Origin of the sequence: Micromonospora craterilacus, assembly GCF_003236315.1 — a bacterium.
Lineage (GTDB): Bacteria > Actinomycetota > Actinomycetes > Mycobacteriales > Micromonosporaceae > Micromonospora > Micromonospora craterilacus.
In genome coordinates this window covers 1-15219 of record NZ_POTY01000011.1, presented here as the reverse complement: position 1 = coordinate 15219, position 15219 = coordinate 1, and the positions used below count along the sequence as shown (strand labels likewise).

The 15219-nt window shown below is 73.7% G+C and carries 9 protein-coding genes; 6 read left to right on the top strand and 3 right to left on the bottom strand.

Going from position 1 to position 15219, the window contains the following annotated elements:
• Positions 1 to 28: 28 nt before the first annotated feature.
• The 3 genes from C1I95_RS03580 to purE are packed head-to-tail and all read left to right on the top strand — an operon-like array spanning position 29 to position 3798.
• Entirely contained in the window at positions 29 to 2068 is a 2040-nt protein-coding gene (locus C1I95_RS03580; RefSeq protein WP_111212314.1) for a thioredoxin domain-containing protein, read from the top strand.
• A gap of 51 nt (positions 2069 to 2119) precedes the next feature.
• Positions 2120 to 3310, top strand: coding sequence for a 5-(carboxyamino)imidazole ribonucleotide synthase (locus tag C1I95_RS03575; RefSeq protein ID WP_111212313.1), 1191 nt, complete (start codon positions 2120 to 2122; stop codon positions 3308 to 3310).
• Positions 3307 to 3798, top strand: a complete 492-nt coding sequence (gene purE, locus C1I95_RS03570; RefSeq protein WP_111212312.1) for a 5-(carboxyamino)imidazole ribonucleotide mutase — start codon at positions 3307 to 3309, stop codon at positions 3796 to 3798. The genes C1I95_RS03575 and purE overlap by 4 nt, the downstream gene beginning before the upstream one ends.
• Positions 3799 to 3909: 111 nt before the next feature.
• Here the strand turns inward: purE and C1I95_RS03565 are convergent, their stop codons facing one another.
• Positions 3910 to 8814 (bottom strand): SCO7613 C-terminal domain-containing membrane protein, encoded by a 4905-nt coding sequence (locus C1I95_RS03565; protein ID WP_111212311.1) that lies wholly within the window; start codon positions 8812 to 8814, stop codon positions 3910 to 3912.
• Between the two features lie 93 nt (positions 8815 to 8907).
• Positions 8908 to 10335, bottom strand: a complete 1428-nt coding sequence (locus tag C1I95_RS03560) for a UDP-glucose dehydrogenase family protein (RefSeq protein ID WP_111212310.1) — start codon at positions 10333 to 10335, stop codon at positions 8908 to 8910.
• Between the two features lie 252 nt (positions 10336 to 10587).
• On the opposite strand from C1I95_RS03560, the gene C1I95_RS03555 reads away from it, so the two are divergent.
• Positions 10588 to 11751 carry an acyl-CoA dehydrogenase family protein gene (locus tag C1I95_RS03555; protein WP_111212309.1) on the top strand — a complete coding sequence of 388 codons (1164 nt, stop codon included), beginning with the start codon at positions 10588 to 10590 and terminating at the stop codon, positions 11749 to 11751.
• Positions 11752 to 11833: 82 nt separating this feature from the next.
• On the opposite strand, the gene C1I95_RS03550 is transcribed toward C1I95_RS03555, so the two are convergent.
• Entirely contained in the window at positions 11834 to 12487 is a 654-nt protein-coding gene (locus C1I95_RS03550) for a hypothetical protein (RefSeq protein ID WP_111212308.1), read from the bottom strand.
• 23 nt (positions 12488 to 12510) lie between these two features.
• Here C1I95_RS03550 and C1I95_RS03545 point away from each other — a divergent pair, with 23 nt between their 5' ends.
• Both C1I95_RS03545 and C1I95_RS03540 read left to right on the top strand, forming a co-directional pair.
• Complete coding sequence (locus C1I95_RS03545) at positions 12511 to 13029, top strand: acyl-CoA thioesterase (protein ID WP_111212307.1); 519 nt, start codon at positions 12511 to 12513, stop codon at positions 13027 to 13029.
• 226 nt (positions 13030 to 13255) lie between these two features.
• The gene (locus C1I95_RS03540) at positions 13256 to 15217 is read left to right on the top strand and encodes an acetoacetate--CoA ligase (RefSeq protein ID WP_111212306.1); all 1962 of its coding nucleotides are present in this window, start codon (positions 13256 to 13258) and stop codon (positions 15215 to 15217) included.
• The last annotated feature ends 2 nt before the right edge of the window (positions 15218 to 15219 follow it).

Here is a 15219-nt window from a genome sequence, read left to right as displayed (position 1 = left end):
CGTGGGGCCGGCTGGATATGGTCGTCGGGTGAACCGACTCGCGGACGCCACCAGCCCCTACCTGCTCCAGCACGCCGACAACCCGGTGGACTGGTGGCCCTGGTGCGACGAGGCGTTCGCCGAGGCGAAACGGCGGGACGTGCCGGTGCTCATCTCGGTCGGCTACTCGGCCTGCCACTGGTGCCACGTGATGGCGCACGAGTCGTTCGAGGACGAGACCGTCGGCAAGCTGCTGAACGAGGGCTTCGTGTCGATCAAAGTGGACCGTGAGGAGCGGCCCGACGTCGACGCCGTCTACATGACCGCCACCCAGGCGATGACCGGCCAGGGCGGCTGGCCGATGACGGTCTTCGCCACCCCGGACGGCGTCCCGTTCTTCTGTGGGACGTACTTCCCCCGCCCGAACTTCGTCCGGTTGCTCCAGTCGGTCAGCACCGCGTGGCAGGACCAGCGGGATGCCGTGCTGCGCCAGGGTGCCGCGGTGGTGGAGGCGATCGGCGGCGCCCAGGCCGTGGGTGGTCCGACCGCCCCGCTCACCGCCGAACTGCTCGACACCGCCGCCGACCAGCTGGCCGGCGAGTACGACGAGACCAACGGCGGGTTCGGCGGCGCACCCAAGTTCCCGCCGCACATGAACCTGCTCTTCCTGTTGCGCCACCACCAGCGCACCGGCTCGGCGCGGAGCCTGGAGATCGTCCGGCACACCTGCGAGGCGATGGCCCGGGGCGGGATCCACGACCAGCTGGCCGGCGGGTTCGCCCGCTACTCCGTCGACGCGCACTGGACGGTGCCGCACTTCGAGAAGATGCTCTACGACAACGCGCTGCTGCTGCGGGTCTACACCCAGCTGTGGCGGCTCACCGGCGACGCGCTGGCGCTGCGGGTGGCCCGGGACATCGCCCGGTTCCTCGCCGACGAGCTGCACCGGCCCGGCCAGGGCTTCGCCTCGGCGCTGGACGCGGACACCGAGGGCATCGAGGGGCTCACCTACGCCTGGACCCCGGCCCAGCTGGTCGAGGCGCTGGGCGAGGAGGACGGCCGCTGGGCCGCCGACCTGTTCGCGGTCACCGAGGCCGGCACCTTCGAAGAGGGCATGAGCGTGCTGAAGCTGGCCCGGGACGTCGACGACGCCGACCCGGCCGTGCGGGAGCGCTGGCAGGGCGTCGTGAGCAGGCTGCTGGTCGCCCGGGATGCCCGACCCCAGCCGGCCCGGGACGACAAGGTGGTGGCCGCCTGGAACGGGCTGGCCGTCACCGCGCTCGCCGAGTTCGTCCGGCTCGTCGAAACCTCCGGCCGGATCGGTAGCGAGGGGGAGGCCAACCTGCTGGAAGGGGTCACCATCGTCGCCGACGGCGCGATGCGGGACACCGCCGAGTACCTGGCGCGGGTGCACGTGGTGGACGGGCGGCTGCGCCGGGCCTCCCGGGACGGCCGGGTCGGCGAGCCGGCCGGGGTGCTGGAGGACTACGGCTGCGTGGCCGAGGCGTTCTGCGCCATGCACCAGGTCACCGGCGAGGGGCGGTGGCTGGAACTGGCGGGGCAACTGCTCGACGCCGCCCTGACGCACTTCGCCGCGCCCGGCGGAGCCTTCTACGACACCGCCGACGACGCGGAGCAACTGGTCACCCGGCCGGCCGACCCGACGGACAACGCGACCCCGTCCGGCCGGTCCGCGATCGCCGCGGCCCTGGTCACGTACGCGGCGCTGACCGGGGAGAACCGCTACCGGGAGGCCGCCGAGGCGGCGCTGTCGACCGTCGCGCCGATCGTCGGGCGGCACGCCCGGTTCACCGGGTACGCGGCGACCGTGGGCGAGGCGCTGCTCTCCGGGCCGTACGAGATCGCGGTGGCCACCGGGGACCCGGCCGGTGATCCGTTGGTCGGGGCGGCGTATCGGCACGCCCCGCCCGGCGCGGTGATCGTGGCGGGCCACCCGGACCAGCCGGGAGTGCCGCTGCTGGCCGGCCGGCCGTTGCTCGACGGACAGCCCGCCGCGTACGTCTGCCGGGGTTTCGTCTGCCAGCGACCGGTTGCCGGCGTCGACGACCTGGTGACGCAGCTGGGCTGAGCCGGATCCGGCGGTCGCCGTCGCGGCCGGCCCGGATAGGCTGGCGGCGCTATGGATTCCCGAACCGGTCTGCCCGTTGTCGGCATGGTGGGCGGCGGCCAGCTGGCCCGGATGACCCACCAGGCCGCGATCGCCCTCGGCCAGTCGCTGCGCGTGCTCGCGCTCACCCCGGACGACGGGGCGGCCCTGGTCGCCGCCGACGTCCAGTACGGCGACCACACCGACCTGGCCGCGCTGCGTACCTTCGCCAAGGGCTGCGACGTGGTCACCTTCGACCACGAGCACGTCCCGACCGAGCACATCCGCACCCTGACCGGCGAGGGGGTGAAGCTGTTCCCGCCGGCCGACGCGCTGGTGCACGCCCAGGACAAGCAGGTGATGCGGGAACGGCTCGGTGCCCTCGGCGCGCCGAACCCGGCCTGGCGCCCGGTCGCGTCCCCGGCCGACCTGGTGGCCTTCGGCGACGAGGTGGGCTGGCCGGTGATGCTCAAGGCGGCCCGTGGCGGGTACGACGGCCGGGGCGTCTGGCCGGTCACCGACGCCGCCAACGCCACCGAGCTGGCGGAGACGCTGCTCGCCGGCGGTACGAAGCTCATCGTCGAGGAGCGGGTGGCGCTGCGCCGGGAGCTGGCCGTGCAGGTGGCCCGCTCGCCGTTCGGGCAGGTGGCCGTGTACCCGGTGGTGGAGACGGTGCAGCGGGACGGGATCTGCGTCGAGGTGCTGGCCCCGGCCCCCGGTCTGCCGGAGGAGCTGGCGGTGTCCGCGCAGCAGCTCGCCATCGACCTGGCCACCGCGCTCGGCGTGGTCGGCCTGCTGGCGGTGGAGCTGTTCGAGGTGGCCGACCCGGCCGGCCCCGGTGGCAGCCGGATCGTGGTCAACGAGCTGGCGATGCGCCCGCACAACTCCGGGCACTGGACCATCGAGGGCGCCCGGACGTCGCAGTTCGAGCAGCACCTGCGGGCGGTGCTGGACTACCCGATGGGCGACACCTCGCTGACCGCGCCGGTGGTGGTGATGGCGAACGTGCTCGGCGGCGAGCCGGGCGGCATGCCGGTCGACGAGCGGCTGCACCACCTTTTCGCCGCCGAACCGACCGCCCGGGTGCACCTGTACGGCAAGCAGGTCCGCCCCGGCCGCAAGATCGGGCACGTCACGGTGCTCGGCGACGACCTGGACGAGGTACGCGGGCGGGCCGCCCGGGCGGCCCGCTGGTTGCGCGACGGTACGGAGGGATCCGCGTGAGCAGCGTTGGCGTGATCATGGGCAGTGACTCGGACTGGCCGACCATGAAGGCCGCCGCCGAGGTGCTCGCCGAGTTCGAGGTGTCGTACGAGGTGGAGGTCGTGTCGGCGCACCGCACCCCGATCAAGATGATCGACTATGGCCGGGCCGCCGCCGGTCGGGGCCTGAAGGTCATCATCGCCGGTGCCGGTGGGGCGGCACACCTGCCTGGCATGATCGCCTCGGTCACGCCGCTGCCGGTGGTCGGCGTACCGGTGCCGTTGAAGCACCTCGACGGTCTGGACTCGCTGCTGTCCATCGTGCAGATGCCGGCCGGCGTGCCGGTGGCCACCGTGTCGATCGGCAACGCGCGTAACGCCGGGCTGCTCGCCGTCCGCATCCTGAGCACCGCTGACCCCGCCCTGTTCGACCGGATGTCGGCGTACCAGGCCGACCTGGAGCAGCTGGTCGCCGAGAAGGACGCGGCGCTGCGCGCCTCCCTGGCCTGACCCGGTCGGCCGCCCCGCCGGCCAGCGGCGTACCGCGCCCCGGCTCACCGAACCCGGCGGCGTACCGCGCCCTCTACCCCACCACGACGAACGCCGCCGTGACCCTCCGGTTCACCGCATGCCGCGTAGCGCGGTCTGGAGGCGTTCCTGAGCGCGGCGGCGGCGTTCGTTGCTGGCCCCGAGGACCAGCAGCAGGAAGCCGACCGGGATCAACGCCAGCCACGGTCCGAGGCTGAACAGCGCGTGCACCGCCGCGATGGCGGTGACCGCCGCACCGACGATCACCGGTGCCTGCTGCTGGCTCATCGAACCGAAGACCAGCACGGCGACGGCGCCGAGCAGCAGCAGGACCTGACGTAGCGTGCTCGAATCGGTGGCCAGCACGATCGCCAGGGTGGGTACGAAGGCGGCCACCAGCGCCGGCCCGTACGCCACCCAACTGCTCAGGTCGGCCCGCTGGCGCAGTTCCAGGACGCCCACCAGCAGCGCCAGCGCCGCGAACGGCAGCGTGTACGCCTCGGGCAGCGCCACGTGGGCGACCCGCATCAGGATCCACCAGGCGGTGATCTCGCAGACCACCACCGCCCAGAACAGGATGCGCCGCTCGGTCGGCCGGCGACCGGGCCGGGCCGCCGCGACACCGAGGACCGCGCCCCAGGCGGCCAGCAGCGCGGCGATGTGTCGAGGCGAGTCGAAGGCCAGCGCCAGCGCGATCAGCGCGGCCGCGTACCCGCTCCATTCCACTGTCGCCGCCTCGCGCTGTGCCTCGGGACGGCGCAGCCGGGGCAGGGTGGCGGCGACGACCTGCAACGCCGCGCCGACCGCGAGCACCCCGAACGCCGACCAGACCGCGGCGAGCCCGGCCACCAGACCGGCGGTGAGTACGAAGAGTTGCGCCATCAGCGAGGCGAACAGCCAGCCGAGGATGCGCGCCGCCGAGGTGGTGCCGTACAGCGCGGCGACCACACCGACGCCGACCGCGCCACCGAGGGTGAACAGGGTCAGCTCACGGGTGGCGAGGCTGCCGGCGAGGCCCGCCCCGCCGGCGGCCAGGCCGATCACGAAGACGAGTACCCGAGCCAGCCGCAACGAGCGGGCCCGCTCCTCGATGGCCGGGGGCGGGGTCAGGGCCAGCCCCAGCATCGAGATGGTGAACACCGCCAGCGCCGAGAGGGTGGTCGCCGGCCAGCCGCCGCCGAGCGCGACCGGAGTGATCAACAGGGTCACCGCGGCACCGGGCAGCACCACCGGCACCGCCCGGGAGCGCCGGCCGCCGCTGAAGCCGGTGGCGGCCAGTGCCGCCGTCGCGGTGAGCAGCAGCGCGGTGAGCACATGGGTCGGGTTGACCGCGGCCGGTGGTGGGGTGAGCAGTTCCGGTGGCGGCCCCTGCCAGATCCTCCGGAGCGTGCGGTGCGGGTCGACCAGCGCCGCCAGCAGTGCCGGGGCGAGGGAGACCAGCGCCAGGATGGTCGGCAGCGCGGCGGCGGCCAGGGCGCCGGCGGCCGGGCTCACCCGCCACCGGCGCCGCGCACCGTCGTCGGGCAGCCGGAGTGCCCCGTCCAGCAGCACCGACCAGCGGCGGACCGGATGCGCCGCGCCAGCCGGCGGCTCGGTCGCGCCCCGGACCAGTTCGGCGAGCACTCCGAGCAGGGCCGCCGCAGCGGCATAGACGCCGACCGGCAGGCCGATGGGTACGGCGGCCAGCGCGGTCACCGTCGCCCCGCCGACCACACCGGCGCTCGCCCAGGGCAGGTACTGCGGTACCTGCCGGCGGGCGGCGGCCACCGCGGCCAGGCCGAGGCTGGACGCGGCCAGGCCGGCGGTCAGCACCACCTGGGGCGAATGGCCGAACTCGGCGGCCAGGGTGGCCATGGCGCCCGGCAACGCCAACAACGCCGCTCCCAGGCCCGCGCCGCCGATCTGCGCCAAATGCGGCGGCATTCCCTCGCTGTGGATGTCCTCGACGAGCGGCTCGGCCGTGGCGCGGGCCAGCGCCGCCACCACCGCGCCGATCAGCGCGATGCTGCCCAGGGCAAGCGCGGTGGTCCACGGCCGGACCAGGCCGGCGCCGGCCGCGTGCAACGCGACCACCCCGGCGACCGTGATCCGGGACATCGCGGCCCGGGGATCGACGGAGGCCACAGCGGCCATCCCGGAGACGGTGGCGACCATGCCGCCGATCAGGACCGGCGACCACCACGGCAGGTTGAACGCGGCGGGAGCGCCGATGGTGGCCAGCACGACCGCCACGCCGGACACGTCGTAGCGCCAGGGTGGCGGCAGCAGGATGCCGGCGGCCACCGCGAGCAGAACCAGCGCGATCGGGCCCTGCCAGGTCGTGCCACCGGTCGGCGCGGCCGGCCAGCCGCTCAGGTCGCCGTGCCAGATCGGGCCGGGGGTGGCCAGGACGCCGACGCCACCCCGCAGGGCCATCCAGCCGGCCAGCAGGCCGATCAGCACGCCACCGACCGCGAGACCGAGGACGGGCCCGCGCCGCGACTGTTCGGGCATCGCCCGCGCGGCGACGGCGACCACCAGGACCAGCGCGGCGGCGACGGCGAGTTGCCCGCCCGGCGCGAGCACCGCACCGATCCGCAGCAAGGTGGCGACCAGGGCGACGGTCACCGCGGCGGCGGCCAGGTCGGAACCGTCCAGGGTCAGGTCGGAGCGGCGGCCCGCATCGATCGACGGAGCCAGGAAGAGCAGTACGGCGGAGACCAGCAGCAGCGCACCGACCCAGGCGTCGGCCACGGTGGCTCCCGGTGCGCCGAACCCGGCCGCGGCGACCACCAGTGCGCCGAGGCCGGTGCCCACCGAGAGCGGCACCGGGATCTGCCGTTGGGACACCTGGACGACGGCGGCGTAGCCGAGGGTGGCGCAGACCGCGAGGAAACTGGCTGCCAGCACCGGCACGGTCGCCTCGCGCAGGCTCCCCGGGGTCGGCGTGGCGTCGCTGGGCAGAGTGGCGGCGACGAAGGCGGCCACCGCCCCGGGCAGCGCGAAGGCGGCGCCGCCGGCGGCCCAGGCCGAGACGATGTCCGCGGTGGCCGGGGCGAGCCGGATCCGGGGGGCGGCGGCGATCAGGGCGCCGGCCAGCACGAGGGCGACCAGCACGGCGGCGGTCAGCGCCGGGCGGGCCAGGGCGGCGCCCGCGCCGGCCAGCCCGACGCTGGCGGCGGCCACCGCGTGGGCCAGCGCCGCCCGGGTGGTGCGGGCGGACAGCCCGAGCGCCCCGATGCCGATCGCGGTCAGCACCATCGGCCACGGTGCCAACGTCCAGGCCAACCCGAACGAGGCCGGTACGGCGAGGGCGGTCAGCGCGGCGCCGGTCACCGCGAACTCGCGGCGGATTTCCGGCGGCAGCGCCAGCACCGCGGCCACGGTCAGCAGGAAGGCACTGGCGGCGAGCTGCCAGGCGGCCGGTCCCACCGCGGCGGCCAGTTCGGCCAGATACCGGTCGAGGTCCGCCGCCCAGGCCGGCAGGGCGGCCCGTACCGGGGCGATTCCGGCGCGCAGGGCGCTGCCGGCGACCACCACCCCGCTGACCGTCAGCGCCACGGCGGCGGCCAGCTGCGGCCCACGCCGGGCCGACTCCGGCACCGCGCGTACCGCGAGGCCGGTGACCGTGATGACGGCCGCGATCAGCAGCAGCGAGCGGCCAGGCAGCGCCACCGAGGCGATCCGGCCCAGTGCGCCGATGACGGCGAGGGTGAGCACGCCCGCGCCGATGTCGGGCAGCGGGGGACGCCGCAGCAGCAGCGTCCCGGCCAGGCAGACGGTGGCGGCCAGCAGCAGCACCAGGCCGGCGCCGGTCGCGCCCGGCACGGTGGTGGTCCGCAGCAGAGCGGTCACCGCGTACGCGAGGCCGACCGTGACCGCGACGCCGTGCAGCGCCCAGGTCAGCTCCCGCAGCCCCGGCACCGGCCGGGTCGGTGGGGCCGCCTGGGCGTCGGCGGTGGGGTCGAGCAGTTCGCCGGCCTCCTCCGGTGCCCCCTCGGGCCGCCCATCGGCCTGCCGCTGCCGGGGTGTGTTCGCCCGGCCCGACGCGGTCGGGGTCACTTCGCCGGCGAGCGGCTGCTCCACCGTGACCGGGGAGCGGGCCAGCCACAGGTCGAGCACGGCCACCACGGTGAGTACCAGTGCCCAGCCCGCCGGGCCGGTGATCCGGTCGTACGCCAGCAGCGGCACCACCGGCTGGGCGGCCAGCACGGTGGCGAACCGGGGGGCGCGCAGCCGGGTCCCGCCGGCGTACCCGGCGGAGACGGCGGCGGTGACCGCGAAGATCACCCCGGCGAACACCGCGCCGGAGGCGTCGTCGCCGATCCAGTCCACTGCCCACAGCGCGTACCCGGCGAGCGGCACCAGGAGCAGGCCCACCGCGGCGATCGTCTCGGCGGTGGAGGTCAGCCCCCGCTTGGCCAGCACCGGCGGGGCGAGCAGCATGAGGACGGTCGCGAGCAGCAGGATGCCGAGGCGGGCCAGCGCGTCCATCGAGCTGGTCGCGACCACGGCGAAGACCACCGCGGCGACGCCGAGCAGCAGCGCGCCGAGGCCCAGGGGGATGTTCTGGACCTCCCGCGAGGACGCCTCCGGCGGGTGCTCGGGGTCGTCCGCGTCCAGCCAGACCGGGGCGACCGGTGGTGGCGGCGGCGGATCTTCCGTACCGGCGGTGGCGCCCTGTCGGGGCACCCGGGGTGGCGCCGCGCCGTCGGTCGGCGGTCGGCGCGGCGGTCGGCGCCGCAGCACGCGGCGGGGGCGGGCGGTCTGCCGGCTGCGCTCGTCACCGGTGTTGCCGGCGTGCGCGAGGATGTCCCGCTGGAAGAGCGCCGCCTGCATCTTGGCGGCGAGCTTCCGCTGCTCGCTGGCGATGGCGGCCTCGCGGGCCTTCATCTCCGCGATGGACTTCTCGATCTCCGCCAGGTGCTCGGCCCACTGTGGCTGGTGGGCGCCGCAGTGCGGGCAGCGCACCGCCGGCTTGAACTCCCGGCCGCACGAGGAGCACTGAAAGGTCGCCACGACACCCCTCCACCCGCACTGTGGATTCCCACTGTCGCAGCATGCCCAATGCGGGCCAGGAATTCGACAGTTGTCGGCGGGTCACCGCGAGGACTACGGCCGCCCCAGGCCCCGGTACTCCCAACCGGCCTGCGTCCACAGTGCTGAGTCGAGGCAGTTCCGGGCGTCGACCACCCGTCGACCCGCGACCAGCTCACCGAGGACGGTCGGGTCGGCGTTACGGAAATCCGCCCACTCGGTGAGTACGCAGACCAGGTCGGCGTCGGTCACCGCCCCGGTCATGTCGGGCTCGTAGGTCAGCTCCGGTACCGCCCGGCGGGCGTTCTCCATGCCCTGGGGGTCGTAGACGTGCACGTCGGCGCCGGCCTTTTGCAGCAGCGCCGCGACGGCGAGGGCGGGCGCGTCGCGGACGTCGTCGGTGTTGGGCTTGAAAGTCGCGCCGAGCACCGCGATCCGGGTGCCGGACAGGTCCGGGCCGGCCGGGCCGGAGCGCCGGCCGAGCAGGTCGGCGGCGAGTTGCAGGACCCGGGTGCGGCGACGCAGGTTGATCAGGTCGACCTCGTGCAGGAACCGCAGTGCCTCGCCGGCACCGAGCTCCTGGGCCCGGGCCTGGAAGGCGCGGATGTCCTTGGGCAGGCAGGCGCCGCCGAAGCCGAGCCCGGCCTGGAGGAAGCGGTTGCCGATCCGCGGGTCGTACCCGATCGCCCGGGCCAGCTGGGTGACGTCGCCGCCGGAGGCCTCGCAGACCTCGGCCATCGCGTTGATGAACGAGATCTTGGTGGCCAGGAAGGCGTTCGCGGCCACCTTGACCAGCTCGGCGGTGGCGAAGTCGGTGACCACCAGGGGCACCTCGCGGTCCTCGGTGGCGGCCAGGTCGAACACGCCCTTGTGCGCCGCGTACAGCATGCCGTTGGCCCACTCGCTCTTGACGCCGACCACGATCCGGTTCGGGCGCAGTACGTCGTCGACGGCGAAGCCCTCCTGGAGGAACTCGGGGCTCCAGGCCACCTCGACGCCGAGGTCGGCCGGGGTGTGCTTGCCGACCAACTGCTCCACCCACTCGGCGGTGCCGACCGGGACGGTGGACTTGCCGACGATCAGCGCCTTGCGGGTCAGGTGCTGGGCCAGGCTGGTGACCGACGCCTCGACGTACGACAGGTCGGCGCCCATCCCGTCGGCGCGCTGCGGGGTGCCGACGCAGATGAAGTGCACGTCACCGAAGTCGGCGGTCTCGGCGATGTCGGTGCTGAACCGCAGCCGGCCGGCGGCCAGGTTGCGCCGGAGCAGCTCGTCGAGGCCGGGCTCGTGGATCGGTACCTTGCCGGCGTTGAGTTTGGCGATCTTGTCCGCGTCGACGTCGAACCCAAGTACCTCGTAACCAAGTTCGGCGTAGCAGATCGCGTAGGTCGCGCCGAGGTAGCCGGTGCCCAGGAAGGTCACCCGGGGGCGGGCGGCACCCGAGGGCGGTGTCACCGCGGCGATGCCGGGCATCGGCTGGGTGTTCGGGTACGGGATGGTCACGCCTGTCTTCTCCGCTCGCACTGGCGCCGCGTGGTCGCGTCGCGTTCCGCTGCGGCGCCTGGCGGGGCACCGGTGAGAGTTGTTCTCTGTCTGTCTTCCATCATCGCCGAGCGGCGTGGGTGCTCCGCCAGTGGCCGAGCCTACGCGCCGGTAACAACACCTGAACTGTGGCCGTTATCCTTCAGTCTGCGTGCTGGGCGCCCAGGTGACGCTACAGACTCCGCATGATAGTGGTGAAGGGGAGGGGCCGGCATGGCCGCAGAGCAGTCGTTCGACGTGTATCGGTTGCCCGAGGAGCATGAGGCGATCCGGGACGCGGTCCGTGAGGTCTGTGCGGCGAAAGTGGCACCGCACGCCGCTGAGGCGGATGAGACCGGTGAGTTCCCGAAGGCGTCGTACGACGCGTTGCGCGCCGCCGACTTCCACGCCCCGCACATCCCGGCGGAGTACGGCGGCGCCGGAGCGGACGCGTTGGCCACCGCGATCGTGATCGAGGAGGTGGCGCGGGCCTGCGCCTCGTCCTCGCTCATCCCGGCGGTGAACAAGCTGGGCACCATGCCGCTGCTGCTGGCCGGCTCGGACGAGCTCAAGCGCCGCTACCTGACCCCGGTCGCCGCCGGCGAGGGGATGTTCTCGTACTGCCTCTCCGAGCCGGAGGCCGGCAGCGACGCGGCGTCGATGACCACCCGGGCGGTGCGTGACGGTGATCACTGGGTGCTCAACGGCGTCAAGCGGTGGATCACCAACGCCGGCGTCTCCGAGTTCTACACCGTCTTCGCGGTGACCGACCCCGACGCCCGCTCCCGGGGCATCTCCGCCTTCGTGGTCGAGAAGTCCGACCCGGGGGTCAGCTTCGGCGCGCCGGAGAAGAAGCTCGGCATCAAGGGCTCACCGACCCGCGAGGTCTACCTGGACGGCGTGCGGATCCCGGCGGACCGGATGATCGGCGCCGAGGGCACCGGCTTCGGCACCGCGATGAAGACCCTGGACCACACCCGGGTCACCATCGCCGCGCAGGCCGTCGGCATCGGCCAGGGCGCGCTCGACTACGCCAAGGGGTACGTCGCCGAACGCAAGCAGTTCGGCAAGGCGGTCGCCGAGTTCCAGGGTGTGCAGTTCATGCTCGCCGACATGGGCATGAAGCTGGAGGCGGCCCGGCAGTTGACGTATGCCGCGGCCGGCCGGTCCGAGCGGGGCGACGCCGACCTCACCTACTTCGGCGCGGCGGCCAAGTGCTTCGCCTCGGACGCCGCCATGGAGATCACCACCGACGCGGTGCAGTTGCTCGGCGGTTACGGGTACACCCGGGACTACCCGGTCGAGCGGATGATGCGCGACGCCAAGATCACCCAGATCTACGAGGGCACCAACCAGGTGCAGCGCATCGTGATGGCGCGTCAACTGCTCAAGGGCTGAGGCTGCCGCTCACTGTCTGCACCCACCCGATCGTCACCCGCCCGGCGCTCTGTGTCGGGCGGGTGACGATCGCTCCGTCGGGTCAGTTGGTGGCGTCGTCGCGCCGGGGCAGGCTGCCCGGCGGCGCCGACCAGGGCGAGGCGCTGCCGGTACGCCGGGGCAGCGGCTCGGTCGGCGTCGGGTCCGGGTCGGGGTAGCCCAGGCTCAGCGGGGAGGTTTCCCGTTCCGCCGGGTCGGCCGGCGGCCAGTCGGACAGGGACAGTTCCTGCGTCGGGGTTTCCGCCGCCACCGGCATCGGTCCGGTGACCGGCCGCGGCCAGGGCCGCCAGCGCTGCCCGCTGAACGTCGCCATCAGCAGCAGCAGGCCGATCAGGAAGAGCGTGCCGTTCTCCACCGGCAGCCGCAGGGGTAGCGGGTCGCCGAGGAACTCCCAACCGCCCGGGATGCGGTCGCGCACCCGGAACGGCGTCACGAACAGCCCGACGTACGGGGTGATCAGGAGCAGCCCGGCCACCAGCGGACCGAGCGGTGAGACGCGCAGTGTGCCGAGCAACCCCAGCACGATGCCGCCGACAGCGAGGTAGACGGCCGGTTCGATGAGGTTGGCCGTGTTGGAAGTGCCGATCTCCACCCACCGGTTGACGGTGCTGGCCGACCCGTCCTGCCCGAGGGTGACAAGCACCCAGGTGACCGGCGCCACCACCAGCCCGGCGAGGAGGCTCCACAGATGTCGCATCCGCGCACCGTACCGTTTTCGACATGACCGAGCACCCCTCCGCCACCCTCGCGGGCAAGCCGACGTCGTACTCCCGGGTGACCCTCAGCCGGATCATGACCGCCGTCGACGTGAATCTCTACGGAACCGTGCACGGCGGGGTCCTGATGAAGTTCGTCGACGATGTCGCCGGGGCCGCGGCGGCCCGGCACAGCGGCGGTACGGCGGTCACCGCCGCGATCGACGAGATCGTCTTCTCCGAGGCGGTCCGGGTGGGCGACCTGGTGCACGCGTACGCCCAGGTGAACTGGACCGGACAGACCTCGATGGAGGTCGGCGTACGGGTGATGGCCGAGCGCTGGGACTCGGCCGAGGACGCGCCGGTGCGGGTGGCCACCGCGTACCTCGTGTTCGTCGGTGTCGAGGTGGGCGGGGCGCCACGGCCGGTGCGGCCGGTGCTGCCCGAGACCCTGGAGGACGAACGTCGCTGGCGGGAGGCGGAGATCCGGCGGGCCCACCGGCTGGCCCGCCGCCGCGCCATCCAGGCCCACCGCGCGCAGTGAGCCGCGCGGTCACGGCCCCGCCCGCGGCGGTGCTCGGGTTGACTTCGCCGGGCGTTGACCAGGAGCCCCTCCTCGCCGGGCGCCCACACCGATGGTGGGTGGGGCGTGTGGGGCGGGCACATGCGCCGGCCGGGGTTGGCTGCGGAGAATTACGCTTCGAGGTAGGGCAAGATGGCGCCACGGCCCACCGCACAGCGTCGTGCCGGGCCCGGGGAGGAGTGGATCAGTGACTGACGTGCTGTGGACGCCGCCGGCGGACGTGCTCCAGCGGTCGCGGATCGGGGCGTACCTGCGCTGGCTGGCCGAGCACCGCGGGCTGGAGTTCGCCGACTACGACGCGCTGTGGCAATGGTCGGTCACCGACCTGGAGACCTTCTGGCGCTCGATCTGGGACCACTTCGAGGTCGTCGCGCACACCCCGCCGACCGCCACCCTGACCGAGCGGGGCATGCCGGGTGCCCGCTGGTTCCCCGGTGCCACGCTCAACTACGCCGAGAACGTGCTGCGGATGCCCGGCAAGGGTGACGACGACCCGGTGGTCGTCGCGCACACGCAGACCCGCGCGCCGGTGGTGCTGACCGCCGCGCAACTGCGCGAGCAGGTCCGTCGGGTGGCCGCCGGGCTGCGCCGGCTCGGTGTCGGCACCGGCGACCGGGTGGCCGCGTACGCGCCGAACATCCCCGAGACGTACGTGCTGCTGCTGGCCACGGCGAGCCTCGGGGCGATCTTCTCCTCCTGCGCGCCGGAGTTCGGCACCCGCAGCGTCACCGACCGGTGGCAGCAGATCGAGCCGAAGGTGCTGGTGGCCGTGGACGGCTACCGCTACGGCGACAAGCCGGTGGACCGGCGCGGCGAGGTGGCCGCGATCCGGGCCGCGCTGCCCTCGCTGCGGCACACCGTGAGCATCTCGTACCTCGACCAGGTGGTGCCGGAAAGCGCGATCTCCTGGGCCGACCTGGCGGCGGAGACCGACGAACCGCTGGGCTTCACCCCGGTGCCGTTCGACCACCCGCTGTACGTGCTCTACTCCTCGGGCACCACCGGTCTGCCCAAGCCGATCGTGCACGGCCACGGCGGCATCCTGCTGGAGCACCTGAAGATGCTCGCCCTGCACCACGACCTGGGCCCGGCCGACCGCTTCTTCTGGTTCACCACCACCGGCTGGATGATGTGGAACTTCCTGGTCTCCGGGCCGGCGGTGGGCGCGGCGATCGTGCTGTTCGACGGCAACCCCGGCCACCCCGACCTGGGTGCGCTGTGGCGGCTGGCCGCGGAGACCGGCACCACGTACTTCGGCACCTCGGCACCGTTCCTGCTGGCCTGCCGCAAGGCGGGCCTGGTGCCACGGGAGATCGCCGACCTGTCCGCGCTGCGTGGGGTCGGCTCGACCGGTGCGCCGCTGCCCGCCGAGGGCTTCACCTGGGTGTACGACACGGTCGGCACGGACCTCCAGCTTCAGTCGCTGTCCGGCGGCACCGACGTGTGCACCGGCTTCGTCGGCGGGGTGCCGCTGCTGCCGGTGCATGCCGGGGAGATCACCTGCCGGGCGCTGGGCGCCAAGGTGGAGGCCCGGTCACCCGACGGCACTCCCGTCATCGGCCAGCTGGGCGAGCTGGTGATCACCGAGCCGATGCCGAGCATGCCGGTGGGCTTCTGGAACGACCCGGACGGGGTTCGCTACCGGGAGGCGTACTTCGACGTCTACCCGGGGGTGTGGCGGCACGGCGACTGGATCACCATCAACGAGCGCGGCGGTTGTGTGATCACCGGCCGCTCCGACGCCACCCTCAACCGGGGCGGCGTACGGCTGGGCACCGCCGAGTTCTACTCGGTGGTGGAGGGGCTGGACGAGGTCGTCGACTCGGTGGTGGTGCACCTTGAGGACGACGAGGGCGGCGCCGGCGAGCTGCTGCTGTTCGTGGTGCTCGCCGAGGGCCTGACGCTGGACGACGAGCTGCGGAAGAAGATCTGCCGCGAGCTGCGTACCGCCCTGTCTCCCCGGCACGTGCCCGACGAGATCCATCAGGTCCGCGCCGTCCCGCGAACCCTGTCGGCGAAGAAGCTGGAGGTCCCGGTCAAGAAGATCCTCACCGGCACCCCCGTCGACCAGGCCGCGGCCAAGGGCGCCCTGGCCAACCCCGAATCCCTGACCGCCTTTGCCACCCTCGCCCAGCACCGCGCCCCCTGACC

Coding starts and splice junctions, on each gene's coding strand:
- C1I95_RS03550 (WP_111212308.1), bottom strand. CDS start 12,487: ATGCGACATCTGTGGAGCCTCCTCGCCGGGCTGGTGGTGGCGCCGGTC.
- C1I95_RS03575 (WP_111212313.1), top strand. CDS start 2,120: ATGGATTCCCGAACCGGTCTGCCCGTTGTCGGCATGGTGGGCGGCGGC.
- C1I95_RS03545 (WP_111212307.1), top strand. CDS start 12,511: ATGACCGAGCACCCCTCCGCCACCCTCGCGGGCAAGCCGACGTCGTAC.
- C1I95_RS03555 (WP_111212309.1), top strand. CDS start 10,588: ATGGCCGCAGAGCAGTCGTTCGACGTGTATCGGTTGCCCGAGGAGCAT.